22 protein-coding genes are annotated in these 25,214 nt (G+C 64.4%); 1 reads left to right on the top strand and 21 read right to left on the bottom strand.

Translation table 11 applies throughout. From position 1 onward, the window contains the following. Position 1: 1 nt before the first annotated feature. On the bottom strand, positions 2-526 hold the full coding sequence (locus ABE464_RS10925) for a sigma-70 family RNA polymerase sigma factor (RefSeq protein ID WP_346471956.1): 525 nt from the start codon (positions 524-526) through the stop codon (positions 2-4). 246 nt (positions 527-772) lie between these two features. On the opposite strand from ABE464_RS10925, the gene ABE464_RS10920 reads away from it, so the two are divergent. Continuing rightward, positions 773-1,753 (top strand): hypothetical protein, encoded by a 981-nt coding sequence (locus ABE464_RS10920; RefSeq protein ID WP_346471955.1) that lies wholly within the window; start codon positions 773-775, stop codon positions 1,751-1,753. A gap of 298 nt (positions 1,754-2,051) precedes the next feature. Here the strand turns inward: ABE464_RS10920 and ABE464_RS10915 are convergent, their stop codons facing one another. From ABE464_RS10915 to ABE464_RS10820, 20 genes are all read right to left on the bottom strand, one after another. After that, the gene (locus tag ABE464_RS10915) at positions 2,052-2,258 is read right to left on the bottom strand and encodes a hypothetical protein (RefSeq protein ID WP_346471954.1); all 207 of its coding nucleotides are present in this window, start codon (positions 2,256-2,258) and stop codon (positions 2,052-2,054) included. Between the two features lie 66 nt (positions 2,259-2,324). Beyond that, the gene (locus tag ABE464_RS10910; protein ID WP_346471953.1) at positions 2,325-2,636 is read right to left on the bottom strand and encodes a hypothetical protein; all 312 of its coding nucleotides are present in this window, start codon (positions 2,634-2,636) and stop codon (positions 2,325-2,327) included. Positions 2,637-3,911: 1,275 nt separating this feature from the next. After that, positions 3,912-4,109, bottom strand: a complete 198-nt coding sequence (locus tag ABE464_RS10905; RefSeq protein WP_346471952.1) for a hypothetical protein — start codon at positions 4,107-4,109, stop codon at positions 3,912-3,914. Positions 4,110-4,161: 52 nt separating this feature from the next. Then, positions 4,162-9,090 (bottom strand): hypothetical protein, encoded by a 4,929-nt coding sequence (locus ABE464_RS10900; RefSeq protein ID WP_346471951.1) that lies wholly within the window; start codon positions 9,088-9,090, stop codon positions 4,162-4,164. Positions 9,091-9,094: 4 nt separating this feature from the next. After that, positions 9,095-13,540, bottom strand: coding sequence for a phage tail protein (locus ABE464_RS10895; RefSeq protein ID WP_346471950.1), 4,446 nt, complete (start codon positions 13,538-13,540; stop codon positions 9,095-9,097). 67 nt (positions 13,541-13,607) lie between these two features. Further along, entirely contained in the window at positions 13,608-13,937 is a 330-nt protein-coding gene (locus ABE464_RS10890; protein ID WP_346471949.1) for a hypothetical protein, read from the bottom strand. Positions 13,938-13,998: 61 nt separating this feature from the next. Next, positions 13,999-14,760, bottom strand: coding sequence for a hypothetical protein (locus tag ABE464_RS10885; protein WP_346471948.1), 762 nt, complete (start codon positions 14,758-14,760; stop codon positions 13,999-14,001). A 4-nt stretch (positions 14,761-14,764) separates the two neighbouring features. Next, positions 14,765-16,732, bottom strand: a complete 1,968-nt coding sequence (locus ABE464_RS10880) for a hypothetical protein (protein ID WP_346471947.1) — start codon at positions 16,730-16,732, stop codon at positions 14,765-14,767. Between the two features lie 3 nt (positions 16,733-16,735). Beyond that, complete coding sequence (locus ABE464_RS10875) at positions 16,736-16,972, bottom strand: hypothetical protein (protein WP_261997040.1); 237 nt, start codon at positions 16,970-16,972, stop codon at positions 16,736-16,738. A gap of 56 nt (positions 16,973-17,028) precedes the next feature. Next, positions 17,029-17,406, bottom strand: a complete 378-nt coding sequence (locus ABE464_RS10870; protein WP_346471946.1) for a hypothetical protein — start codon at positions 17,404-17,406, stop codon at positions 17,029-17,031. A gap of 127 nt (positions 17,407-17,533) precedes the next feature. After that, positions 17,534-18,004, bottom strand: coding sequence for a phage tail tube protein (locus ABE464_RS10865; protein ID WP_346471945.1), 471 nt, complete (start codon positions 18,002-18,004; stop codon positions 17,534-17,536). A gap of 84 nt (positions 18,005-18,088) precedes the next feature. After that, complete coding sequence (locus ABE464_RS10860) at positions 18,089-18,448, bottom strand: DUF3168 domain-containing protein (RefSeq protein ID WP_346471944.1); 360 nt, start codon at positions 18,446-18,448, stop codon at positions 18,089-18,091. Next, complete coding sequence (locus tag ABE464_RS10855; protein ID WP_261997044.1) at positions 18,448-18,954, bottom strand: HK97-gp10 family putative phage morphogenesis protein; 507 nt, start codon at positions 18,952-18,954, stop codon at positions 18,448-18,450. The genes ABE464_RS10860 and ABE464_RS10855 overlap by 1 nt, the downstream gene beginning before the upstream one ends. Continuing rightward, a complete protein-coding gene (locus tag ABE464_RS10850; protein ID WP_346471943.1) occupies positions 18,947-19,279 on the bottom strand; it encodes a phage head closure protein in 333 nt (110 codons plus the stop codon). Before ABE464_RS10850 ends, ABE464_RS10855 begins: the two co-directional genes overlap by 8 nt. After that, positions 19,276-19,698 (bottom strand): head-tail connector protein, encoded by a 423-nt coding sequence (locus tag ABE464_RS10845; protein WP_346471942.1) that lies wholly within the window; start codon positions 19,696-19,698, stop codon positions 19,276-19,278. Before ABE464_RS10845 ends, ABE464_RS10850 begins: the two co-directional genes overlap by 4 nt. Positions 19,699-19,701: 3 nt before the next feature. After that, entirely contained in the window at positions 19,702-20,127 is a 426-nt protein-coding gene (locus tag ABE464_RS10840; protein WP_346471941.1) for a hypothetical protein, read from the bottom strand. A 62-nt stretch (positions 20,128-20,189) separates the two neighbouring features. Then, positions 20,190-21,428 (bottom strand): phage major capsid protein, encoded by a 1,239-nt coding sequence (locus ABE464_RS10835; RefSeq protein WP_346471940.1) that lies wholly within the window; start codon positions 21,426-21,428, stop codon positions 20,190-20,192. Positions 21,429-21,495: 67 nt separating this feature from the next. Further along, complete coding sequence (locus ABE464_RS10830) at positions 21,496-22,242, bottom strand: head maturation protease, ClpP-related (RefSeq protein ID WP_346471939.1); 747 nt, start codon at positions 22,240-22,242, stop codon at positions 21,496-21,498. Further along, positions 22,202-23,542, bottom strand: coding sequence for a phage portal protein (locus ABE464_RS10825; RefSeq protein WP_346471938.1), 1,341 nt, complete (start codon positions 23,540-23,542; stop codon positions 22,202-22,204). Before ABE464_RS10825 ends, ABE464_RS10830 begins: the two co-directional genes overlap by 41 nt. Further along, on the bottom strand, positions 23,542-25,212 hold the full coding sequence (locus ABE464_RS10820; RefSeq protein ID WP_346471937.1) for a terminase TerL endonuclease subunit: 1,671 nt from the start codon (positions 25,210-25,212) through the stop codon (positions 23,542-23,544). The genes ABE464_RS10825 and ABE464_RS10820 overlap by 1 nt, the downstream gene beginning before the upstream one ends. Positions 25,213-25,214: the final 2 nt, after the last annotated feature.

Below are 25,214 nucleotides of genomic sequence, written 5' to 3'. Positions count from 1 at the left end.
CTCACCACGCCTCCGCATGACCGGCCAGCGCAAGGCGACAGACGGACAGCCCGCGCACCACATGCTTCTTGACCATGTGCGAGGACACGCCGAGCCGCTCGGCGATCTCCTTGTAGCTGAGCCCATCGCGATACTGCATCACCAGCACGGCGCGGGTGTGCTCGGGCAAGGTGCCCAGCAGCGTCTGCAGGTGCGTGCGGCGCTGCTCACGCTCGGCGACGTCCTCCACGGTTTCCTCGCCGGTCAACAGCGTGGTGAGGTTCTCAAGATCATCGATGGGCAGCATCGACCAGCGCCGGCGCGCGGCCTGCTCACGTGCAAGATTCTGCGCGACAGTGAACAGGTACGCCTCCGGATTGGCGATCGCATCGCCTTGATCCTCATGTGCGCGCAGCAGGCGCAGATAGGTTTCCTGCACCATGTCTTCGGCATCCTGACGCGCACCGCGGCGGGTGAAGAATCCCCTCAACACCGGCCCCTGTTCCTGAAACATGCGCGCCAAACGCCGTTTTGCGTGCTCGGCCACGATCCCACCTCACCCCCAGGTGCGGCGAAGGTACGTGGCGTGTATGACGATGGGATGACGCAGAGCGCTTGCATACCTCAGCCGTGCCCGGCCTGCAGCGGCCGACCTCGCCCTGGTAAGAAGCGAAGAGAGGGTCACCGGCCGTTACCATTGCCGTTGCCGTTGAACAGTCAGCGAGCCAGCGGTTTTAAACCTTCTGGCCGCTGACTGCATCCAAGGGGGATGACCCACCGGGAGAGAAGGAACATGACGGCATGGAAGCGGATCCTGTTGGCCCTGCTGGTTGCAGCCGCGCCATTCGGCACGGCTGCTGCGGCTGCTGCGGCACCTGCCGCTTCGACGCAGGTTGTCACCGCTGACATCGAGAACTTCTGGATCGCCCACGACGCGATCCGCCGCGAAGCCGATCCCGCGCGTAAACAGCGACTCATCCAGTCGCTCTACATCGACAGGGGCACGCCCGGCCTGCATGCCCTGATGCAGGCCCGCGGCTATACCGCCGAGCAGTACGTGGCCGCCATCGATGCCTGGCCTCGCTACTGGGCGTCGGTGCGGCCGCTGACCCATCGCGCCTTCGCCGCGACTACCGGGCTGGAAGCTGACCTGGCCAGCCTCAAACGCCTGTATCCGGCCCTGCGCCCGGCCAGCATCACCTATGCGATCGGCGTGCTGCGCACCGGTGGCACTACGTTGGATGACAACGTCCTAATCGGGGCCGAACTGGCGCTGGGCGATGACAGCGTGGACGTCTCCGAACTCCCCGAATCGCTGCAGACCCGGCTGCGCACGTTCTATGCCTCGCAGCCCTTCCACAACAACGGTCAGAACAACATCCACGAGTTCATCCATACCCAGCAAATCGAAGCCGGCGACACGCTTGCGCAGTACGCGCTGCGCGAAGGCGTCGCGGAACTGGTGGCTGAACTCATTGCCGGAAAGAAGCCCGACCTGCCGCTGTATGTGTACGGGCCGGCGCACGAGGCCGAGCTGAAACGGCAGTTCCAGGCCGACCGGCGCGGCAACAACTACCGCGACTGGCTGTACAACAGCAGCGCCAACCGTTTCGGCGTGAGTGACCTGGGCTACTACGTGGGGTATCGGATCGCCAGCGCGTACTACGCCGCCCAGCCGGACAAAGCCAAGGCTGTCGCCACGTTGATCGAGCTGCGGTATGACGATGTGGCGATGGTGGAGGCGTTGATCGACCGCTCCGGGTATTTCCGCTGAAACTTGGGCGCAGTAACCGCAGGCAAGCAGCCCAAAAGAAAAAAGGCCTGCGCATCGCTGCACAAGCCTTTATTCGAATCACCAACATTGGTCGGGACGGCCGGATTTGAACCGACGACCCTCTGCCCCCCAGGCAGTGTGCGAGTTCTACCTATGTCGTTGTTTTAAAAGGCGATCCATTGCATTTCGCCCTGACGGACAGCTCTCAAATCGCCCTATAACAATCAATAGGTTGCACATCATTAGGGTGCGGAGTTGTACGCCTTGCGTCATCGGCGCGTGTCAAAGCGCCAAGGCCTTACGCAGCCTCCTCGTCATCGCCGCGCCGGTTGGCGATGCCCTCGAATCGAGCGGCCTCAGTGCGGAGGCGATCAGCCCCCCTCCTCCGAGTTGCCCTCGCCCGCCAGTCGCCGCTGCGAATGCTTTCCAGATCGTTGGCCTGCTGCCATAGCGAAGCCGCCCTCGCGCGCGCCCAGCGCGCCTTGCCGATGCTCATCTCATCCATGCAGCTATTGTCGCCGCAGGCGGTCGCACGTGCCGATACGCAGGCAACGCCGGCTGACTGGCACCGCTACAGCTTCGGGTTGGGGATCGCTTCCAGCCGTCTCTGCTGCTGGATCTCGGTGCGGGAAAGCTTGCGGACCAGTTCGTCGTTCGCCGCCAGCAGCACCACCGCCTCCTTCAGCGGTAGCCCTTCGAGCACCCGCGCGGCGCACCAGCGCTCCGCGTAGCGCTTACCCTGCCGCACGCTGGCCGCCCGGACCTCCTTATCCTGCCACAGCTTCCTGCAGGACAGGACGACACGGATGCCATGGGGACCAGGCTGTACGATGGCGATTTGACGATTTCCCCACCACAGGCCCCAGTGGTCGCCGTGTTGCACCCAGCCTCGAGGCTGAGGGGCGGTCTTGAAGCCAGTGAGGTCGCGGGGCGGAAGCATTGGCGCAGAATACGCACCTGGGTCTCAAATTCCGCGACGGTCCGTCAGGGCGATGCAAAGGTTCCAGCGGGCTGTTGCTGAGGCGCCCCATCACTAGAGCTGAGCCGCCTGCGGCTTCTGGATTCCGGTCAGTGAGGGTGTTTCAGCCCTGAATCTTAACGCCCATTCAGTTAAAGTGAAGGTCCACGAGCCGCGACGGTGCGACGCGAACTTACGAAAGGACTCTGCGATGGCCAATACCGGGCTTTTCTACTTATACGACGTCGTGAGCGATCGGGGCGAAGGGATTGGAGACAACAGCACTGGGATCAAGGACGTGCGCGCCGAATGCATGGCCTGCCGAACGGCTTTCACCGCGTCGGGCCCGCCTACTCTCGTCAATATCCCCGGCGGAGGTGTGATGCTGCAGTGCCCTAATTGCAGCGTACACCAAGCGATAGCAGCCGCAAGGTTCGCGGAGTTCGCTGAGCGGTTCCCGAAAGGCACATCTGCCAAACCATCCAACGTTAGGCCTCTCGCATTGGACAAGAAACCTGGCTCGTCTTAAGAGAGGGCCGGCGCTCACCTAGCAGGAAAGGCGATCACCACTCGTGGCTACAACTCCAAGGATTTGCCTAGCCACGGTCTCCGCTGTCACCAGAGCCCCTGCACAAGAAGATGCCTTCCAGTTGAGCGGCTTCTCCGCTATCCCCTCAACATTGATGGACAGCAATGTCCAGTCATCATCGCCGTCGCACCTCAGTTCCACTGCGTATTCATGGCCTCCGATAGAGAGCTGAACTTTGTAGGCACCGTCATGCGTAGATTGATGCGTCATCGGCTATACCCTCTGTACCCTCGGCTACAGTCTGCACATACGATAGGTGGTCATCAAGGCCTCGCAACAAGGACTGTTTCTTGGTCCGCATCGTCTCGCCCGCTGCCGGGCAATAGCCGGCAGGAAGACGCCAGCCTCAAACTCGGTCCGGACAATCTGGCACCTTTCCCTTGCTCACCGCCGACAGCAACGGTGTGTCGGCCGATATCCACGATGGCATGCCGGTGTGGCTCACGGTTGGCCAGGCCGATGAGTGGCTCGCGGCCCGAGCCCGACGACGCGCTGGCCATGCTGCTGGCCAGCGAGCCGCCGACGATGGTGGCCTATGCGTCAGCCGCGCGGTGAACACCCCCCGGAACAACCAAGAGCGCCTGCTCGACCAGGTCGCCTGACGACTACGGTCAGGCCGCCTGGGGTTCCTCGTCTTCCTCGGCGGCGAACTTGTAGATTCGCCCGGTCACCAGCCCGGCGGCTGCGAGTGGTGCAACCGTCAAGCTGAGCTGGGGCACGCCCGTCTCGATTGGTACGAAGTTCAGCGTTACGACGCCGGGCTGATCGGCGATCTCCATCTTCATCTGCAGCTTTGCGCGAAATTGCATACGTTACTCCTGGTAATGCGGCGGCTGGGAACGCTGGCCGCCGCGTCAGCGGTCAAACCTCGGTCGATACGATCGACAGGCTCTGATTGGTGGTCTGGACGTCGAAATTGCCGGACTGATGGGTCACGGCCTGCTCGCTGTAGCCGACTATCTCTGCCCGGTACTGGCGCGGCCGGCTGCCATCGATGTTGTCGTTCAGGGTGACGGACCCTGACCAGTAGGACGTTGCGATATCCGGACCATCGGATTCGTTGTAGATCCCGACACCACCGCCGGCGGTAAAGGACGTCCAGAACGTCTCCGGGTCGTTCTCGACCTTGCGATACACGTTGATGGTGCAGGTGTTGTTGCCGGCACCAGCAACGAAGCCTTGGCTGCTGTACTGGTTCTTCCGCCGGGTCACTTCGCGACCGAAACCAACTACGACGCTTTTGTTACGGCCATTGCTGCCGAACGGCCCATTTACGACCTGCGTGCCCACGGTGGTGATCTGCGTGCTCTGCACTGCATTGCGCAGTACGCCGGCGGCAAGGGATCCGCCCCAGTAGGCATTGCCGTTGACGTCCATCCAGACCGTGGCGTTCGCTTTGCTTGCCGCCACAGCGCCAACATTGGGGCCGAAGTAGTCGATCAGCCCCTCCCCGCCGTTGCCGAATCCGTTACCAATGATCCGCTGCGAGTTGCCACGCCACACCCGGAGGTAGCCATTGGTCATCTCGATGCCATCCGCCCCACCCGGAGACAAGATGTTCATCGCACTTGCAAGAACGTTGAACGCCGACTTCTGCCCTTTTGCAGTCAGCTGAAGACCGGACACGTAGCCGTCCGTGTTCATCATGACCTGCCAACTCGCGCTGCTTTCCGTGCCGCCTGCAGACCAAGGCGGTGGCGTAGTGGCGCCCTCTCCAACTTCGGAGAACATGGGCCGGAACAGCCAGAAATAGGGTTGGTTCTCGCCCGTTCCCACCACCCGGCAAATGATGCGGGCGCTGGCTGCATTGGCAGGGGCTTTGCCGATCGCAAACTGCCGCGACAGGTTGTTCAGCGTGACTGGAGCCGATGCCGCTGAACTGGTGTATGGACAGGAAATGTTACCGACGATGTTGCCTGCCCGGTCGTAGAACTCCGCGTAGAGCGCCATCGAGCAGCGGTGATTCGACATGTATCCGCTTACGCAGTACGTCCGGTTTGCATCGATGCCGATGAAGTACTCAGTGCCAAAGTATCCGTCGTACCCGTTGGGCAGCACGCCCGGAACAAATGAGCCTATTCCGGATACGCCGGTGGGCGACCAATTCGGGTCATTGGTCGGATCGCCCAGCTCCCGAAATCCATGGGGATTGCTGTACCAACCCCATCCGTTGCGCTGCCACTGCGGAAACGTCGAGTTGGTGACGAGGTTGCCGCCACGGCCGATGCTCGCCACCGCAGCGCTCATGCTCGCAACCACCGACGCCTCTGCTTTACCCGACAGCGACGCCTGAACCTGATTCAACTGCGTGGCCTGGGCGCTGATCTGCCCGCCTTGTTGGGTGACGGTCGTGGTCAGTGCTGATAGGCCCGTAGCGGCCGCATCGGCCGTAGCCTTTGCGCCATACGCGTCGGTCACGTCCTGCCACATCACGTTGTCGATCAGCAGCGCGACATTCTGCGGCGTCTGCCCGTTCCGGCCTTGGATGGTCGCCCACAGCTGAGCTTTAACCGTCGGGTTGCTGATCGTGATGTAGCCCGAGATCTTCGTCCAGTTTGCCAGGGCATCCATTCGCTGCGAGCCAGTTGTCGGCGCGGAATACCATGCCCGCACGCCCGCCGAATTGACGCCAGTCACGCCGATCGAGTACATCGAGCCACCCGGCGCGACAGCATCCGGATCGTTCTTGAGCCATGCCTCCACGAAGTACACGCGCCCTTCGTTGGTCAGGATCTCAGGACCAAAGTAGGTGTCCGTGTTCGTATTGCTGGGCGCGCCACTCCGCAGCAGGCGCGCAGCACGCGCGCCCACGTAAGCGCGAGCACCGGCTGCACCGGCAATTGCCCGCAGCGTGCCGGTCGACGCTTGGTAGATCAGCGCATCGGCTGCGAAGCCCTCGAAGCCGGCATCGATCATGATGTTCGCACCGGCCTGCTGCGTGGCGGTGAGCTGAGCGTTCACGGTGGTAATCGCCTGCCCTTGGGCGGTGGTAGTTCCCTCCAATGCGGTCACCTTGCCGGTCAGGGTACTGGTAGCGGCAGCGGTCGAAGCGGCAACCGCCGAAGCCTCTCCCACGCTTGGCATCCATTGGGTGGCAACTTCACCCTGCTGAAACTGAACGTTATCAAGCTCCAAGAAGAGCGGCTCGCCGGTTGTTCGTGCGAGCAAGCGACCCACAAAGATTCGCGTGGATGCCGCATTTGCCGGTGTCGAGACAGGTAATTTGTACCGCTGCCATTCCCCGGTGGTCACTATGTCAGGAAGTGTCGCGGTTGCCAGCTGTGCGCCAGCCGCATCGAACCGGATCGCATAGGCTTTGAAGAAGTGCCCAGGGGTAGCTCGGAAGCTGCCAGACAGCACGTACTTCGACGAGCCTTCAACCTTGACCCTGCCAGCCGCATTGTTGGGCAGAGTCATGCCAAAGAACTGATTGATCGCGGTGGCACCCGTCGAATCCAAGCGTACAGCCTTGGTACTGCCGGACAAAGGCGAATCGACGTAGCTGATCGATGTTCCTCCTACCGTCGATTCTTGCGCCCAGCCAGTGGGAGCAGCGTTCTCCGCGGCGCGTAGCTCGAATCCGGCATTCGGAAGCAGATTGTCGCCGCCAATTGCCTGCAAACTGGCTGACACGTTGGTGAGTGCGGTGCCTTGGCTGGTGACGGTGTTCCCAAGCTGCGTCACCTTGCTGTCCAGCGAGGTGAGCGCCGCGTTGCTGGCCTTGCCGGCCACGTCCGCCTGGACCTGCGTCAGCGCGCTTCCCTGCGCGACCAGCGTGCCCTCGATGGCGCCAGTCCGCGTGGTGATGGACTGAAGCCCGGCGGCGTTGAGCTGATTGGCAGCTTGGTCCGTGACGTCGTAAAGCTCGACCTTGTCGAAGGAGACGGTGCCGACGTTGGGGTGGACATACACGCGGAACAAGGCACGGACGGATCCGGCCGGCAGCGCACCGTAGTCGACTGTGAAGTCCGTCCACTCCGAACTCGCGATGATCGTCCGATCGGCTTGGGACTGGGTGTTCTCTGCGTTGCGGTAGATGACCCGCAGCAGCACGCTCCCGTTTCCAGACAGCAACTTCACTCGCACGCGCGCCCGAAAGATCGTCCCCGCCTGCACTGGGAAAAACGCACCGTCATTCGCGTCCATGAAGGGCGCTACGGCTGCCGTCGCCCTCGTGATGGTGACGCCAGGGCCGCCGTCGCCGCTGGCGGCATCGCGGAGGACCGTGTTGCCTCCGCTGTTACCGCCCAGCACCCACCACAGGAAACTATCCGCAAAGTTGCTGTTGGGGAGGAGGTTATCTCCGATCGTACGCAGTCCGGTCAGCTTGCTGTTGACCGCGGTCGTGGCTTGGGCGTTCGCCTGGTCCGCCGCAACCATGGCGTCCTGCAGTGTCGTCACCGATGCGCTTGTGGCCAGGCCGCCACTGCCGGCAGGCATGCGGGCTTCCATCGTGGTGATGCGCTGCACCTGCGCCGTATCAGCAGCCACGCGGGCAGTGCGCTCATCGCCGACGAAGCCCTGCGCCTGGCTGAGATCGCTACCGGCGTAATCGCCACGCATCTGCACGGCCAGCGTGTTGCGCTGGCTGGCCTCGGCCGCGATCGCGGTCACCCGCGCCTGGGTCTCTTCCTGCACCAGCGCCACGCTGGCGCCCGGCATGGGCCGGCCGATCGCCAGCCAGTCGATGAGGTAGTAATCGGACACCCCCTGCGCGGCCCCAAGCTGCAGCCTGATGGCGGCTATCGTGGCGGGGCGCCATGCGATATCGGCGACGTCCATGGTGGCCACGCCGGCGCTGTCCCATGCAGGCTCGCCTACCTCGACCCGCTTGGCGGTGTTCCAAGCGGTGTCCGTGGTGGTGATCCACTGCAGCGCGCCCGACCAAGTCGGGTTGCCCACCTTCTTGATCCGCATCTTCACGAAGCGGTAGGCGTTGCCATCGATCGCCAGCGCGCCGGGCGACTGCACGTAGGGGTTTGCCGCGGCATTGGCCGGGCGCAGCCAGCCGTCCACCAGCGCGGGCGCACCGTTGCCGGTCCAGCTCTCGGTGGTCAGGTTGAAGTCCCAGATGCGCCTGCTGTCGAACTGCGTGCCGCTGCCGGCGGCGACCTCTGACAGCGCGCGCGACAGCGAATCAAAGCCGCTCTGCTGCGACTCGCTGACGGCAGTGATCGCCGCCTCGCGCTCCAGCTTCTCGTTCAGCAGATCCGTGGCCCGCGTCTGACCCTCGTCCGCGATCGCATCCATCGCCAGCCCAATCTGGGTGACGCGGGTCTGTGCCTCCAGCACCAGGCTGGCGTTGACCAGACCGATATCCCGCGCACGCGCAGCCGCTTCGTTGGCATCTGCCAGCGCGCGATCGACGATCTCTTTGTCCAACTTCTGCTGTGCGGAGATCAGCTCCGCGGTGGTCGGAGCCGGCGTGGCCTCCACCACCGTGCCCTGCCCCGGCTTGCCGCGCACCGAAGCGGTGATGCGGAAGTACCACTTTTGCCCGCTGCCGTCGCTGTAGAGGTAACGGGTTTCGGTGGTCCGGTGGATCTCCGTCCACGGTCCATCCTGGGCGGGGCCGCGCTCGATGATGTAGACCACCCCCGCCTGGCCAACGGCGTCCCATTCGATCAGGACGCCGTCGGCGACCGGCTCTGGCGTCACCCCATCCACCGGGGGCGTCCCCGGGGACACGTACACCGTCGGGAACCAGGACGAGTTCTGCGCCGTGACCGGAGTGACAGACGGCAGCGCGCCCGCCCCGATATCGATCAGGGTGAGTTTCCGTTCTTGCATGGGGTTACCTGTTGAGGGTTTCGCGGATGGCGGAGCTGTTGCTGGTGCGCACACCGGACGTGGTCACGCGCAGCAGCTCGCGGAGCACTTGGTTCTGTTCTGCCAGCAGGGCATTGCCCTGCTGCACGGCCGAGGTCGTCTCGGCCTGACCCTTCCCATCGACAACCAGGTCGAACACCGCCCGGCTGAAGTTGTCCGGCAGCGCCTCGATCACGTCAGCCAGCTTGCCCATGCTGGTGCCGTCCTCGAGGTCGAGGTTGCCCACCTTCATGCTGTCGATCAGGCCGGTGACTTGCCCGTAGAGGCTGTTGTAGTCCTTGCCACTGGCGTAGAGGTTCCGACCGAAGCCCAAGGCCGCCTGTGCGGCCGCCTGCGCCGCGCTGCTGTCGCCGCCGGACACGGCGCGCTCCAGCTCCCGCATCGTCTCCTGCAGCTTCTCCTGATCGGTCAGCGGAGACAGGTCGCTGATCGAAAGCCCGTACTTCATGGCCTTCTTGTCGGCGTCGATCTGGGCCTGCAGCTTGCCCATGTTGGTCGCCCGCAGCGCCTCGATCTTGGCCAGGTCTTCCGCCCGGGCGCCGGACAAGCCGAGCGCCTTCGCGTAATCGTTGGCCGCCTTCACCTGCTGGCGGTACGTGCGCTCGATCGTGAGGGCCTGCGACTGGTACTGCGTCAGGTTGCCGGTGAGCAGCTGCGTGGACACGTCGGCCATTAACGTGGCGTAGCTGCCCAGCAAACCCGTGACTTTCTCGATCTGGGTGGCCAGGTCCGTCCCGGCAACGCCGGCCAGGTCCTGGAAGTAGTCCACCGCCTTGTTGACCTTCTCGATCTCCATGCTGTTGAGCGCCCGGCCCAGCTGGTCGGCATTGCCGACGGCCAGCGCGATCGACGCACTCAGCGCGGAGAAAACGTCGGCCGACTCGTAGTACCCGTCCAGCTGATTGCCGAAGCCTGATGCCCGCACCGCCTCGGTGAACAGGCGGTCGGTCATGTCGCCTAGGTAGGCTTCCAGCTGGGCCTTGGCCTCAGCCGAGTCGGCCGACAGCGACAGCTTGCCGAGATTCACCCGCACACCGGCCAGCTGTTGGGTCAGATCCACACCCAGCTGCTTGGCCAGATCGGTGGTTGCGCCGCGCACTTGGCGTGCAGCCATATCGAAGGTGCGGTCAATGTTGGGATCGAGGCCGGTGTACTGCGTCCACTTCTTGTCGCTGCGGAACAGACCGCCCTTCGCCTTGACGTCCGCGTAGCTCTGGCCAGCGAAGCCGTCAAAGCCGTAGCTGCCGGTGATGCCCTGCCCCGTGATCTTGGGCGCGCTTCGGCCGAACAGCTTTGCGTGGATGCTGGACCCCGACAGGATCGACGCCGTCTTGTCGTTGAGGCCCAGTCCACGGAAGCTCTTGTCCGCAAGGCCCACGGCGCCGGCAGTGGCAATCTTGCCCGCCCAGCTTTCGCCATTGGCGATGTCCCAGCCCTGATCGAACAGCTCGGCGTTCTTCATCATGCCGGCGATGATCCAGCCGATTATCGGCACTGCCGCCGCAGCGGTCGAACCCGCAGCACCAGCGCCAGCAGCGGCCGACCCACCCGCCGCAGCCGTTCCGCCGCCGGTAAACGCAGCCATGTTGTTGCCAAAGCCCATCAGCGTATTGGCGCCAGCGCCAGCTGACGAAGCCGCGCCTGCGCCAAACAGCCCCTGCCCCTTGGACAAGAGCCCGGCGATGGTTCCAACGTTCTGGCCACCGGCGGCGGATCCGTTCCCGCCGAACATACCCATGATGCTCTGCATGCTGAAGCCGCCGCCCTGGCTGCCCCAGTTGCTGAAGCCTTCCATGATCCGGGTCTGGATCGGGATCACCAGCTTCTGCTGCAGCAGCTGGCGCGCGAGGTCGCGCAGTCCCTGCTTTGCCACGTCCTTCAGGTCATCCCACAGCCCGTTGAAGTCGCGCAGCCCGCCGGCAACGAAGTCCGCCATGGCATCCGCGGCATCGCCGACGCCGTAGATCACCACGTTGGCCCATGCCTCGACATTGGCTGCGGCCTCTTCCACCTGCAGCGACAGTGCCGCGGAAGCATCAGCCGCGGCCAGCATCGACCGCTCGTACTCTTCATAGCTCGCCGCTCCCTTGGCCAGTGCCAGCGCCTCCTTGCCGCCGGCGGCCTCCACAGCCTTCTGCAGCTCCTGGCGCATGTCGCGCTCATTGAGCAGCTGCCGTCGGTAGAGCTCGCGCGCACGGCCGATCTTGCCCAGCATGGCCAGCTCGCCGTCCATAGTCGCCAGCAGGGCCTCCGGGCTGGCGATAGCCCGATCGACCTCCGCCGCGACCTTGGCGTATTCCATTGCGCTTTGGGCCATCAGCACGTTGGCATCAGCCTGGGCGATGTTGCCCTTGGCCAGCGCGGCGTTGTACTCGGCCATGTTCTGCAGGTGCTTGGCCATCGCCTCGTCGAGCGGGCCATTCATCGCCGCTGCGGCCAGCTCCGCCTGCTGGCGGTAGCGCTCAAGCGCGTCGGTCGCCGTCTTGTGCTCTTTGGTCGCCGCCTTGTCGCCGGCCTTCGCGGCCTGAGCAGCCTTCTGCGCCACCTCCGTCTGGCGGATCAAGTTCAAGCCCAGCGCGATCTGCTTGTTGTACTCAGCGCGCTGTTCCGCGCTCAGCTTGTCCGCGCCGCCGGCGGCGTTGATCTTCTGGCCAACGTCGACCATGAAGGCCGCCTCGGCGCCTTGCTTCAGGCGCACCAGGTTGACGAGCTGGCCATCGATGCTGGACTGCAGGGACTTCAGGTGCTGGTCGATCCCATCAGAAGCGGCCTTGGACGCCACTGCCTGGCGATTCAACGCCGCGGTGGTTGCGTCCGTTTGCCGTTCTGCGTCATTGCTGGTGCCGATGAACGTACCGAGCAGCTGATTCTGCTGCTCGTACTTCAAGCCCAGCGTGGCCGCTGATGCGGTTTGCTCAACAAACCTGTCGGTAATCCGCTTGGCGGCGGGCGCGCCATCCAAGAGTTTGGCGTTGGCATTGGCGAGCTCAGCAGCGAATTGATCTGCACTGACCTTCCCGGCCTGCAACTCCTCGCGCAGCGCACGCACCTGCTTGCCATACTCACGAGCGGGGATGCCACCGACCTCGCTGTTTGCCACGCCGTACATACGATCAATGGCGCTGGCGATCGCGTCGTAGCCCGCCTGCATTTCTTTCTGCAACCGCAGGATCTCGCCCGCCTGCTGCTGCTTGTTGAGCTCACGGAACTTCTCGATGGTGTTATCCATCGTTCCGTTGAAGTCGATGAGCGCTCCCTCGGCATCCTTGGTGCTCTCGCGGATCACCCACCAACCGGCCGCTGCGGTGGCGAGTGCAGCAGCGATGCCAACCGGCCCTCCGAGGGCAGCGTAGGCAGATGACAATCCTTGCGCGACAACGCGGGCGGCGGTCTGTGCCGCCGTGAGACGAACCGTTGCCGGGACCATACCCATCATGCCAACCGACGCGCGATTGGCGACGACTGCGTTGGTTGCCCAAAGCGTATTGAGGGCAGCAAGCCCCTTCGTCAGCTTCCCGCCGCCGTAGAACACGGCCAATCCGACGCCGAGCGGGACGGCGGCCGCTGCCACGACGCTGAGGTTCTCAGCAAACGAGTTGACCGCTGCCGTCGCCGCGGCGATTCCGCCACTCTGTGCCTGGCTGCCCAGAAGGTCGTTGAATGACTCCTTCAAGCCGATGAGCGCACCACCGAGCGTCTCACGCGCGGCCTTGGCCGCTCCCTTGTAGGATTCTTCCATCACTCCCATGACGATGGCCTGCGCCTCGCCTAGCCGTCCGGCCGCCTCCAGCGACGCAAGCATGTCCTTCTGCTGTGCGGTGAACTTGAAGCCTTGCTTGGTGAGCGCAGAAACACCCTCGGCCGGGTATTCCAGCGCCTTGCCGACGGTCTCAGCGGACTGCGTAATGTTCTCGCCCAGGCGTACCGACTGATCGATCGCCAGCTGCAGCGCGCGAGGGAAGTTCTCACCGATGATGCCGGTGTACGAGAGCAGCCGCGTCTGCGCATTGACGATCTCGCCCGACGAGTGAATCGTCGCCTTGGCCATCTTGTCAGCCATCTCGACGAGTTGCTTGCTGTTGAAGCCAGCGGCCTGTCGAGTGGACTTCAAAGCCGCGTTCAGCTGTGCCAGCTCGTTCTGGGCGTTCACCGTTTCGGAAATGAACTTGCCGAGCAAAGCGCCACCGCCGATCGCTCCGAACCCCTTTGCCAAGGTGGCCATGCTCAGATCGATGCTGGTGACCGACACCTTCGCGTCGCGCGCGGCTTGGGCGAAGCTGTCGGACATCTCGCGCTGCATCTGGCGCATAGCCCGCGCCGACCGATCAGATGCCCGGGCGGCTTTGCCCAGGTCCCGCTCAAAGCTGCCCGTTTCGGCCAGCAGATCAACCGTCAGGGTGTAAAGGGCCATATTCTGTCCATAAAAAAGGCCCGCACGTGGCGGGCCTGGTCACAGCGGAGCCTCTGGGGCTACGCGACTATTTGATGTCAAGCTTCCGGCCGATGGCCTCGATCCACCGCAGCGTCGTTCCCGCTCTATATACCGCCCATGAAAGCGCCACGGCCCAGACCGCGCCGATCAGAACAGCCAGGACCGCGAGGGGGTGCCACTCGTAGCTGATGCCCCAACTCGTTACGGTGGGGATTCGACCGAAGGCGAAAATTGCCACGCCGCCAGCTGCAACAGACAGAAAAAGCATGAGCCTCCCAATTTCCTCCAGCGTGTCTCCTGCACGGATTGGCAGATCATCAGGCGCAGACGGCGGCTCATCGTCAGGCACATCCACTTTGCTCGTGTGTTCAATCATCCTTGCTTCCCTTGTTGAAGAACCGCGGATTGTCTCACCGGGAAGTCGAGCAACGGAACCGTCACGCAGGCACCTCCTCAAACTCCATGTATCCGCTGAAGTACTGCCGGCTGATGTTTTCGGCCGAGGGTAGCTGGGTGGCGTAGCCATACATGGCAGCGCGCGCGGCCAGAACCGGATCGAACGCCTTGGTCTGAATTTCGCGGTATTGCGGCACCACACATGAGCGTTGGCGCCCAGCCATCGCCATTGCGACCGTCTCCCAGTCCGTACCGGCCAGGCCGCCCTGGCGCACCACCTCAGTCGCGCGGCCGGACAGCGTGGCGGTCAGCCGGCGGTACAGCGCACCCGCCACCGTGTTCACCTGCCCACCCTTGGTCCGCGTGTGGGTGCTGGCGTCAACCGGCGCCACGGCCCATCCATCCGTGATCCCAACGTCCACCGCGCGGAAGATCGCGATCTCCCCGACCTCAACGTTCGCCGCAGTGGTGTCGATCTCGACCGCCACGCAGCTCACCGCGGCGGTGCCGCCCGGGAACAGCCAAGCACATACGGCCCCGGTCGGTAGCCGTACGGTCTTCCCGGTGGCGCCCGCGGCCCGCACGGTGACACCAGCGGGCAGGTTCAGGCCCAGCACGGCCACGATGCCCGGCACGACAACGTCGGCTAGGGTGATGTTGATGGACAGCGCACCCGTGCGGGCGATGCGCGCCCGGCGCGCGGGCTTACCGTCGAAGAGCGCGGCGCCGCCATCTGCCGTCAGCCACGTCCCACCCACCAGCGCCACCGATTGAGGGGCTGGCATTCCATATCCGATCAGCATCCGATCAACCCCACATCGTCAGGACCACGTCACCCGTGGCCGGGTTGCGCTCAACGCGCCGCACCAGAACGGCCTTGCCCTCGTCCAAGCCATAGCGTGGGTACGTCAGCCGGCCGATCTGCCCGGGCTGCGGGTCCAAGCTCTGATCGCCGCGCACCGTCACCTGGTAGAAGAACCGCTGCTCCCGGTACATGCCCACCACCCGGTCGATCTCCGCCTGCGCGTCGGCTGCGTTCCAGAAGAGCGAGAGCACCGGATCTGCCGCATCGGCCCGGCGGTAGTGCTGGTGCAGCACCCCGCCGCCGTAGACCTGCGCGCGGAACAGGCCGGTCAGTTCGTCGCGTCGCGCCTGCGGCACGTCCACCACGTCCGTAACCAGGTCCGACGCGGCCAACGCCTGAGCGTTCGGCCGGTAGGCCATCCGGCGCGTCAGGTTCGGCGCGTCGTCCGGCACAGCCAGCAGATCCTCAGCCAAGTCGTTGGCAGTGAGCTCGAACGCCGGAGCACCGGCGAACGTCTCGGGGGCCAGCACCCGGGTGAAGCGCAGCACGCCAGTGGCGTCTTGGTAGCAGGCCGCCCCATAGCTGGGGAGGATGGCATTCATGGCATCCCGCCCGGTGATCGCATTGCCGGCGTAATAGCCCACGCCCGCGTAGCCGGTTGCAGCATCCACCGCGGCGCAGTCGCCGCCCGACCATGAGGTTTTGCCGAGGCGGCCCATGATGTCGGCGATCGCCTGCTGGAGCGTCGCCGGACGCTGGCCAGGCCCAACGCTGGACAGGTCGACCACCACCGGCGTGACCGGCGGCGATTTCATGATCAGCTGCTGCCCGTCGGGCGACAGAGCGAACGTGCCCGGCTCCATCAGATCGCCGCGGTCCATCACCGCATCGGCATAGACCAGGCCGTCGGCCACAAACATCGCGGTGGCATCAGAATTGGCACCCATCGCCGGCACACTGGCCACTGCCCCGATCACGACCGGCTGCGGCTTCCAAGCCAGGGCGGCGATGTTTGGCATGAACACGCCGCGGTTGATCGTCTCGTCCAGATCGTCGTGGGCATCGCGGAAGTGAACCGTCTTGCTGCCGTCGTCGTTGATCTCGATGCGGTCCACGGTGAAGCGGAACACGGCAGTGGTGTCTGCCAACATGCCGGCGGAGCTGCCCGCCCGGATCTGGACTGGCATCCCTGAGGCGCCGGACAGCGCCAGGTTGTCGAGCAGCCCGTCGGCGTCGAGCAACACGCACTCGGCGGCGCTGGTCTGGGTCACCGGGTCGCCGCCCCACGGCCAGAAGTTGATCTCGCTGATCAGGTTCACCCCTTCGGCGATCAGCCCCTCGTAGCGGGCATTGGCCGGGAGGTCACCTGGCGCGGTCAGCCAGTCCGCGTCCGCCAGGCGAGTGACAGGGCGGGAGGCGGTGGCGACCTTCCAGCCGGCAAGCGCGGCCCGCCCTCGTGCGTTCCATTGCCCAGCGTTGACTGCCATGCACAGGCCCCCGGCCTTGCTCGACGCCAGCGCGGCGGCAAAGTGCAAAGGACCGGCTAGGTTGATGTCCCGCTGATGCACCTGGGTGGCACCCAAGTAGAGCTGCAGGCGTGAAGGAGTGCCGAACACGACCCGCAGCCCAACGATATCGCCGTGTTTGACGATCGGCAGACCGCTTGCGACGGGCGCGCCGTCCAGCAGTACCCGGCCGGTGCCCAGCTCCCAGCCCACGCCGCCGGCGGCAGCCCCCGGGTAACTGTTGAGCGGCGCCGCTGCAGTAGCCAGGCCGATCACAGCCGACACGTCGTCATCGCCCCAGACGGCGAACTCTACGCCCACCGTGCCAGCGTTCTGCGCCACGTCCGATCGCGCCATACGGTTGAGGTTGGCCTCGGCCGTCGTGGCGAGCGTCAGGCCGCCGTCTCGCGCGGCCAGCAGCGGGCCAATGGGAACCGCCGCGAAGCGTCCGAAGTTGTCAGCCATTGGTCATCCCAGTGAATCGAACCAGTCCTGGGCCTCGTCGTCGTCCGACCTGGGCACCAGCACATCCATGAAGTCCTGCATGCCGCGCTTCGTGCCTGCCTGGCTGTGCGCAGCGAAGGTGAAGGCAGCGAATGCGGCCGGCTTGATGTGCAGCCCCACCGGATCGATGGGGTTACGCTTGTGGAACTCCCACCACCGCAGGAACTCCTTGCGCGACATGGTCCCGCGCAGCTCGGCCACCGTGCGATGAAGATGGCCGGCCAGCACATGCCAGAACCAGTCCTCGCCTCGCTGCCTTAGGCGTTTCCCGCTTCGGCCTGGGCGTCAGAGGCCTTGTCGCCGAATCCTGAGTGCTTCATGGCCACCTGCTGCAGCTCGGCGGCCACCAGCGGCTTGAGCTGCGAGGCCTGGGCGGCCGTCATCACCGGCTTGCCATCCTCATCGCAGATGGTCGCCGCGATCAGCTTGGCACGATCGCCGTCCTGGAACAGCTTGCGGAATTCCGCATCTGGCAGCTCGCGCACGTGGAACTGCGCCTTGTCGCCGCTGGGCAGGGTGATGGTGTCTGCATGCACGTCCTTGGACGCGAACATGCCCAAGCTGGTGAAGGCCTGCAGCACTGTCTGGGAGGTGGCAAGCGTATCGCTCGCCGGGGTGTCGTTGGTCTTGCTCATGGGCCGTTTCCTGAAATGGTGGCTGGGCGCGCAGGCCGCGCACGGCTAACACGCGGAGGTTCCCGCGCGCCCGGCCAAAGAGAAGGCCCGCCGAAGCGGGCCGAAAGAGAGAGCGCCGTTGCGCCGATCAGGGCGCCGGACGGTGAGTGGTGACCGCGCCGGAACCACGAATGGTGATGGTCGCCTTCCAGATGTCGTTGTCCGCCACCTGGACGGCGAAGTTCTGGACGAAGCCCTTGAACTGCTTGGACACCACATCAGTCGGCGGCGTGATGACGCCATCAACTGCGACGGGCTTCTCCACGCCCTCGGTCTCAGACTTCGGTGCAGTGACCAGGAAGTCGACGACGGCGCCGCTGGTGTGCAGGGCCTCGATCTTCTCGTGGTCCACGGCGTCGTAGTTGATCTCGATGGTGGTGCTGCCGGTGCCCTTGCGACCGGCAACGAACTGATCCCAGTCATCGTCGAAATCGGAAACGTCGATTTCCGATGCCTGGCCATCGGGGAAGCCGACCGAACGCAGACGGGTCACCTTGGTGACCTCCTCGAGCGCGGTGGCGATGAACAGCTGGGTGTGCTTGGACTTCAAAACGCCCATTGCGGTTTACCTCTTGTAGAAGCCCGGTCGCCGGGCACAAAAAAACCGGCTTGCGCCGGCGGTTGGGGTTGCGAAGTTGGCCGGCTACCGGATGGCCAGCAGCCGCACGTCGAAGGAAATGCCGAAGGCGCCGGTGTCGTCGTCATCGGGCGTGGGGTTGTAGGACTCGATACTGCCGTGTCGCTCCACCTCGTCGCGGATGGACACGGCAGCGGCGTTCGCTTGGCTCGCGCCGTCGCCCCACACCGTCAGGCGCACGCGCCAACCATCCGCCGGCGGCGGATCGGAAAGCTGCGCCATTGGTGACCCACCCACGACGCCCCACGTCGCGTAGGGCAGCGCCGCACCCTCGGGCGCCACCCCGGGCCACACGCGAATCGGGTCGCCCAACAGCGCGCGCACAGGGCCGCTGGCCTGCAATATCGATTGGATCAAAGGAACCATCACAGCACCCAGCCTTGTCGTTTCAGCGCGCGAGTGATCGCGATCCACGTTTCATTGATGATCGCCTGGGCCGCTTGCGGACCACGGGCCTCCGCCGAAGGCGTAAGGAATGGCTTGGCCGCCATCTTCTTGGTCCCGAACTCGACGTGCCGCCAGTAGTGCGCCCAGCCCGTCGTTTCGTAGACCTTGCCGACGCGCCGCAGGCGCTGGTTACGCTTCGTGTTCGAGTACTTGGCCTTTCGCCCGACCCGGACACCAACGGTGAAGTACTCCCCGTCCTTGCCCACGCCTGCTCGGCGCCGGTTCCTCGCGTTGGCCCTGCGGACCACGATCTCGCTGGCAAGGAAGCCGGAGTGCTTCACGACCCGGTTTCGCGCCTCATCACGGATGATGTTGCCGCCCTTGCGCATGCCGGTGCGCAGTGGCTTGCCGCGGACCTCGTCCGGCAAGCCGCGCAGGGTAGTCAACAAGCCCTTCAGGCCATGAAGCTGCAATTCCTCAGCCATCCGACACCCCGGCATCCACCATGAGGTTGATGTGGCTGCGTGCAGTCGGATCCGGCAGCACCGCGCGAACTGCGTACACCTGGCCGTCGAATATCACCCGCATGGTGTTGAGGACACCCGGCAGATACGGGATCTCCATGCGTGCCGTCACCTGGCCATGTTCAGCACTTGCCGCGGTGAACTCGCGCCCCGACAGCGGCACGACCTCCGCTGGCACGTCCTTGTGCCAGTCCGTCCAGGCCTTCTTGTCTCCACCGAGCTGGTCACGCACCAGGGTGAAGGCCTGCAGCGTGACGCGATGCCGGTACTTTCCCGCCCGCCTCATGGGAACACCCGACGGTAGGGGAACATCAACCGGTCCACGGTGGGGTTCTCCACGTGGATTGTGCCGGTGATGCCCGCTTCACGGTTCGCGTAGAGGTCGCCGACCAGCAGCAGAATCGCCGCCCGCAGTGGCGCCGGCACCGGCCCGGGCACCGTATGGAACAGCACGGGGTACTCACCGGGAGCACTTGTGACACTGCCCGGTTCGATGGGAAGTGGCGCGCGTCGCTCGCCCACGGGGCTCCATTCGTAGCTGGCCACCACTAGCGCGTAGGCAGTCGCGCGCTCAACCACCTCGCGGGCGGCCACGATCAGGGCACCGATGAGAGTGTCGTCGGCGGCGTGGATCACAGCCAGGTGCGCTTTCGCTTCCTCCAAACTCACCGGCTCTTCAGTGGCTGGGGTTCGCGTACGCAGCATGGATCAATCCCCTTCAGCGGAAGCTACGGCATTGGGATGGGTGTCGATAAAGCCGCCCGCCTCGATCGCGGCGGAATGTGCGGCGTCAAATTCCCGGACCTCGCCGCAACGCCCGAAAGCGTTGTCGCTCAGCACCAACGCGCGCACCTTCGCGCCCGGCAGGGTCTGCGCCCGTGGGGACTGTTCATCGTCGGCCTGTTGCTGACCGGATTCCTCGACCGCCAACGCGCCGGCAACCCCGGTGGCGACGCTCTCGGTAGCCGCCTGGGCGGCGACATCGTCGGGCCCTCCGATTGAGTCGCCACCGGGCGTGGTGGCGACAGCAACGCCATCCGCATTGGGCACTTCAGCGACGGACGCAACTGCGGCTTGATCCTCACCCACCGCAGCTTCACTGGCCGACGGGGCTTGGGGTTTCTGTTTTGCCATGGTCCTGCTCCTGGTACAGGCCAGGCGGTCAGCGGACCGCCCGGCCATTCAAGGGTGCCGGCTTACGCCGCGGCGCCGTGCTGGAAGGTCTTGACCGCGCCGCCCACGTCGATCAAGTTGCCGCCGGTCCGCATCCAGGCAAGGAAGCCCACCTGCCCCTTCTTGATGTAGGCCGAATCGTTGAAGCGGAACAGCGTCACCGCCATCACATCGCGGATCTTGTAGTAGCTGAAGTCACCGAAGACGATGGACTTGGCACCAGCAGCCGGGCTGGCCATGTGCTGGTTGATCTCGATATCACGGTTCAGCAGACGATCCGGAGCACCGCCAGGGTTGCCCTGTTCGTAGCCCGGCACGAAGATCGGGCGGCCGCTTTCGTCCTTGACCTTGCGGACCATCTTCAGCATGTCGTCGTGGAACATCCACTTCCCGTTGGCACGGTATGCGGGGTCGATGCTGTGCTCGAGGTCGATCAGGTCGTCATACAGGATGAGCGGGATGGCCGAAGCCGCGCCGATCTTACCGTTGCTGGCGGCAGTGATGAGACCCATCGGCTGGCCGACGCCAGTGCCCACGGTGTAATGACGGTTGGTGACGCGTCCCAGCCGGGTCTGCAGGCGGCCGGTAATGAAGCCCTCGATGTCCGAGGTCGTGTCCTGCAGCAGCTCCCAGGGCACCGTTACGACCTTGGAGCTGTACTTGTGCACGCCCAGGCCCTTGGTGCCGAACTCAACGTCATCGTCGGTCGCCGACTGGTTCTCCGCCACGACCTCACCCTCTTCCGAGGTGCCATCGCTGGTCGGGTACTGCATCGGCTCGCCGCCGGCGGTGCTGAAGACATCCGCGACACGGCGCATGCCGCCGAAGTCCTTCAGGGCTTCGAGGATCTGCGCTGCGAGCGTCGTCGGGACGGTATAGCCGCCCTGTTCCGGGTTCACATTCGGATTGCCGCTCATCGCGGCGTTGACCTGGGTCCAGTCTTCCGCACTCAGGGCCTTGTCGCCACCACGAGCCCACTTGTCGAAGAGCCTGCGATCCTGCGGACGCTCGCTGTTGCTGGGCGCGTCGTGCTCACGCACGCCGGCATCGCGCAGGTGGTTGTCTGCGGTCAGGTCCATGATCTTCTGGTGGCGCTCGATGGACGCGTCGATACGCTCGATTTCGGCGATATTGGTGTCGTACTTGGCCTGGTTCTCGGCGGTCCAGGTGTTGCCGTCACCGGTGCTGGTGTCCAGCAGGTTGCGGGTTTCCTTTGCCAGCGCGGTGCGGCGCTCCCGCTCGGCCTGAATGTTAAGGGGCATGTGTCAATTTCCTTTGGGCGAAAAAAAACCGCCTTGCGGCGGCTGATGAACTGCGGGCGGGAGTCGCTTACGCAGGCGCGCGCTCGAGCAGCGCAAGGCGCCGATCAAGCCCGGTTCGGTGAGCGGCGATGGCGGTATCGTCATCGCTCGCTGTGTTCTTGGGCTTCCCGAGCGCAGCCGGGGCGTTGTTGTAGGCCGAGAGATCCCAGCTGTTGCTGGCGCCCTTTTTGCCCACCACTTCAACCACCCGGTCGGCGAAGCCGTGCTGCACCGCCTCATCAGCGGTGAACCACGTCTCTTCGTCCATCCACTGCACAATCTGCTCGGTACTCTGGCCAGAGCGGCGCGTGTAGTCGCCAGCGAGGCCAGCATCGATCTTGGTCAGCAGCTCCCCGGTTTTCGACATCTCGGCCTTATTGCCGATCGCAATCGTCCAGGCGTTGTGGATCATGAACTGCGCGCCTTGGCTGATTTCCACCTCGTCGCAGGCCATGCAAAGGCCGGTCGCGGCAGACGCTGCGATGCCATCGACGTGGGCAACCACCTTGGCCTTGTGCTGAGCAATGGCCGTCATCATTGAGCGAGACGCGAAAACATCACCGCCCGGGGAATCGATCCGAAGGTGAATCGTCTCCACGTCCATCGCGGCCAGCTCACGCACAAAGGTGGTTTCGTCGATATCGCCCCACCACCCGCCGATCACCCCGTGCAGGTAGATGGTGGCCACGCCGTCGCCAGCTTCGGCGCGCAGCGGCTTGGAGGCGTTCGCGTTGTTACGCGCGAGCTGCAGTAGCTTCGGGATCGGCATCGTCATCAGTCCTATCTGGATCGTTCTTGTTGCCGGGCGGCTTGGCCGCCTCGGTAGGCAGGTACAGCGTGTCTCCGCCGGGGATCGGCGGCAGGTTCTTCAGGCGGCGAACCTCGTTGACGTACATCCAGCCTTGGGCGCCTGGTCCGCCGAGCGCCTTGCTGAAGTACTCCGCTTGGGCCTTGGAATCACCGGCCATGAAGCCGTCGACGTTGTGCTCCACGTAGAAGCGATCGGTCCTGAACAGCTTGCGGTTCAGCTCGTCCTTGACGCGCTTCAGATGGGACCCCAGCGTGTACTTCACGAATCCTATGCCCATGGATTCGATGCCAGTGCCGAAGCTGCTGGCCTTCGTCGTTTCACCGATCATGTGCGGCGGAACGCCGAAGGCGCGGGCGATGTCGATCACCTGCCACTGTCGAGATTCCAACAGCTGCTGGTCCACAGCGGACATGGTCAGCTCTTTGACGTCCAGGCCTTCCGTCAGGATCAGGGGGATGCGGCGGTTCCCTTGGATGCCCCCGTACTTTTTCACCCAAGCGTCGCGGAAGCTCTCCTGCATATCCGGCGTCATCTTGTTGGTGGCAGTGATCGCCACCTCCGGCTTGCCGCCCTCGCTGAAGAACTTGCCGGCGTGTTCGTCGCCTTGAATGGCGATGCCGATTCCGTTCCGGGCTCCCCACTGGATCACCGACATCGAAGAGACGCCGTTGAAACCGAAGCCCGGTATGTGCAGGACGTCGTCTTGATCCACCGTGAAGTAGCCGATGGTGTCGTGGAACGTGTACTGCAGCCGGCGCGGCTCCTTGGGGCTGGAGCGCTCCTGCTCCAAGATTGTTACCCTATCGCGCGGCCAAGGGATCAGCCCGGTTACCGTGCCGCTGCGGTTGCGGGTGGCGTAGGCGATGCCGTCTCCGCGCAACAGCATCTGGGAGATCATGAACTCCCAACCGGTGGATGCGGACCATGCCGGGCCGAACTGCTCGTTCAGGATCCACCAGTAATCGTGCTTGGCTCGCTGGCGACCGTCGTCCATCCGCTCGAATACCGGCAACGGCAGCTGTGCGATCGAGCCAGCGATCAGGTTCACGCAACTGTAGACAGCTGACACCCGCATCGCGGTCTTGTCGGTTACAACAGCGCCAGATGCCGTTGCGGGGTTTCCGAAGACCTCAAACATCCGAAGATCGGACGAGGCCACGGTGTCCCCCTCAGTCAACGCATTTACCGTCGGAGCCTTGGCCCGGAGCGCGCGTTCTATACCGAGGGCAACGTCCAAGCGGTTGCGTGCGATTTTTGCGCTCATCAGTCCATCACCACGAAGCCCTGTTGAATTTGACCGGTGTCCTGCGCTTGCATCGCACGGGCCATGGCCATGATCAGCGCCACTGCGCCGTCGATCTTGTTGTCGTTCGATTCCTTCCGGGGATACACGTGCTCCTTCGCGTCGATCCGCGCCACCACGTTGCCCATCATCCAAGTCAGCGCGGCGTTGCCGTCGTGCCACAGCTGGTGGGACAAGATCAGGGCCTCCACTTCCTTCATCGGCTCGGAGAGGTTGCGGACCGACTGGGCCATCTCCACCACTGGCAGGCCCTCTTGGCCAAGCCTGGTCATGACGTAGGTCGCTTGGGTCGGATCGAAGGCGATGTCCTGAATGTCGATCCCGCGCGCCGCCAGCTCTTTCAGCTCTTCCTCGATGAACGCGTAGTCGGTCATGTTCCCTGGCGTTGCTACCATCAGGCCTTCCAGCACAAACAGCTGGTAGCGCTCGTTTTCCTCTACCGCTGCTTCCGGCACGTAGAAGCGCGGAACAACGTAGAAGGAGCCGTCCTTCTCGAACAGCATCACCACCGCCGCAACGTCCAGTTTCGATGCGAGATCGACGCCGACCCAGCAGCGGCAGCCGTCGAAGTCGCCGAGGTCGAACGACCGCTTCTGCCGCTGCCACGCCAGCATGTTCATCCAGGCGAGCTTGGCGCCCACCCAGTCGTTCAGGTGCTTGGTACGGAAGGCGCTTTGCTTGCTGGCAGACCGTTTGGCCTGCGCCAGCTGCGCCAACAGGAACTCTTCGAAGACCGAAACGCCGTAGTTGGGGTTGGCCTTGCGCAGGCTCGCCGGATCGTCCCACCGATCGCCCTCGTCGATGCCGAAGATCATGCCGAAGATGGTTTCGTCGGTGACCTCGCCTTCCAGAATTCGGATCACATCGCGCCGCTTCTCGTAACACGGCCCGCCCAGGTTGGTCCCGGCGGTGGTGATGATCCCCAGCAAGGGCTGCTCTCGCGCGCCCATCCCAGTCTGCATCGCATCGACCATGTGGTCGGTGTCGTGCTCGTGGTATTCGTCCACCAGCGCCGCGTGCGGGCTGGACCCGTCACCCGGCTTGCCGATCATCGGCTCGAACTTCGACATGTCCTCCATGACAAACATGGAGCCGGGGTTCTTCGGGTTGCCCGACTGCTCGATGCCGAAACGCGCACGCAGCGCGGGCATCTTCTGGACCATCTGCCAAGCCGGCCGGTACACCTCGAAGGCCTGCTTTTCGCTGGTCGCACCCGAGTAGATCTCGGCACCGGCCTCGCCGTCGGCCGCGAACAGGTACAGGCCCCGTGCAGCAAGGCGAAGCGACTTCCCGTTCTTTCGGGGGATCTCTTCGTAGGACTCGCGGAACCGGCGCATGCCAGTGGACTTGCGCACCCAGCCGAACAGGTTGCACTCGATGAAGTGCTGCCACGGCTCGTACACCAGTCGCTGTTTTTTCGCCGCCCACTTGCCCTTCGTGTGGGGCATCAGCTCTTGGAACTTGACCGCGCGATCGGCCTTGGCCGCGTCGTACTTGTACGGCCAGTCAGGGCCCGTGCGCTTAAGGTCATCCAGAAACCGCTGGCAAGCCAGGATGATGTACCGTCCGGCCGGAATCTTCCCGGCCACCACGCTGCGTGCGTAGGCCTTGGCAGATTCGCTCGGGGTCATGC

It is taken from the genome of Stenotrophomonas sp. TWI587 (assembly GCF_039674145.1).
Lineage (GTDB): Bacteria > Pseudomonadota > Gammaproteobacteria > Xanthomonadales > Xanthomonadaceae > Stenotrophomonas > Stenotrophomonas maltophilia_AY.
The sequence above is the reverse complement of the archived record's forward strand: the minus strand, read 5'-3'. Positions and strand labels throughout refer to the sequence as shown.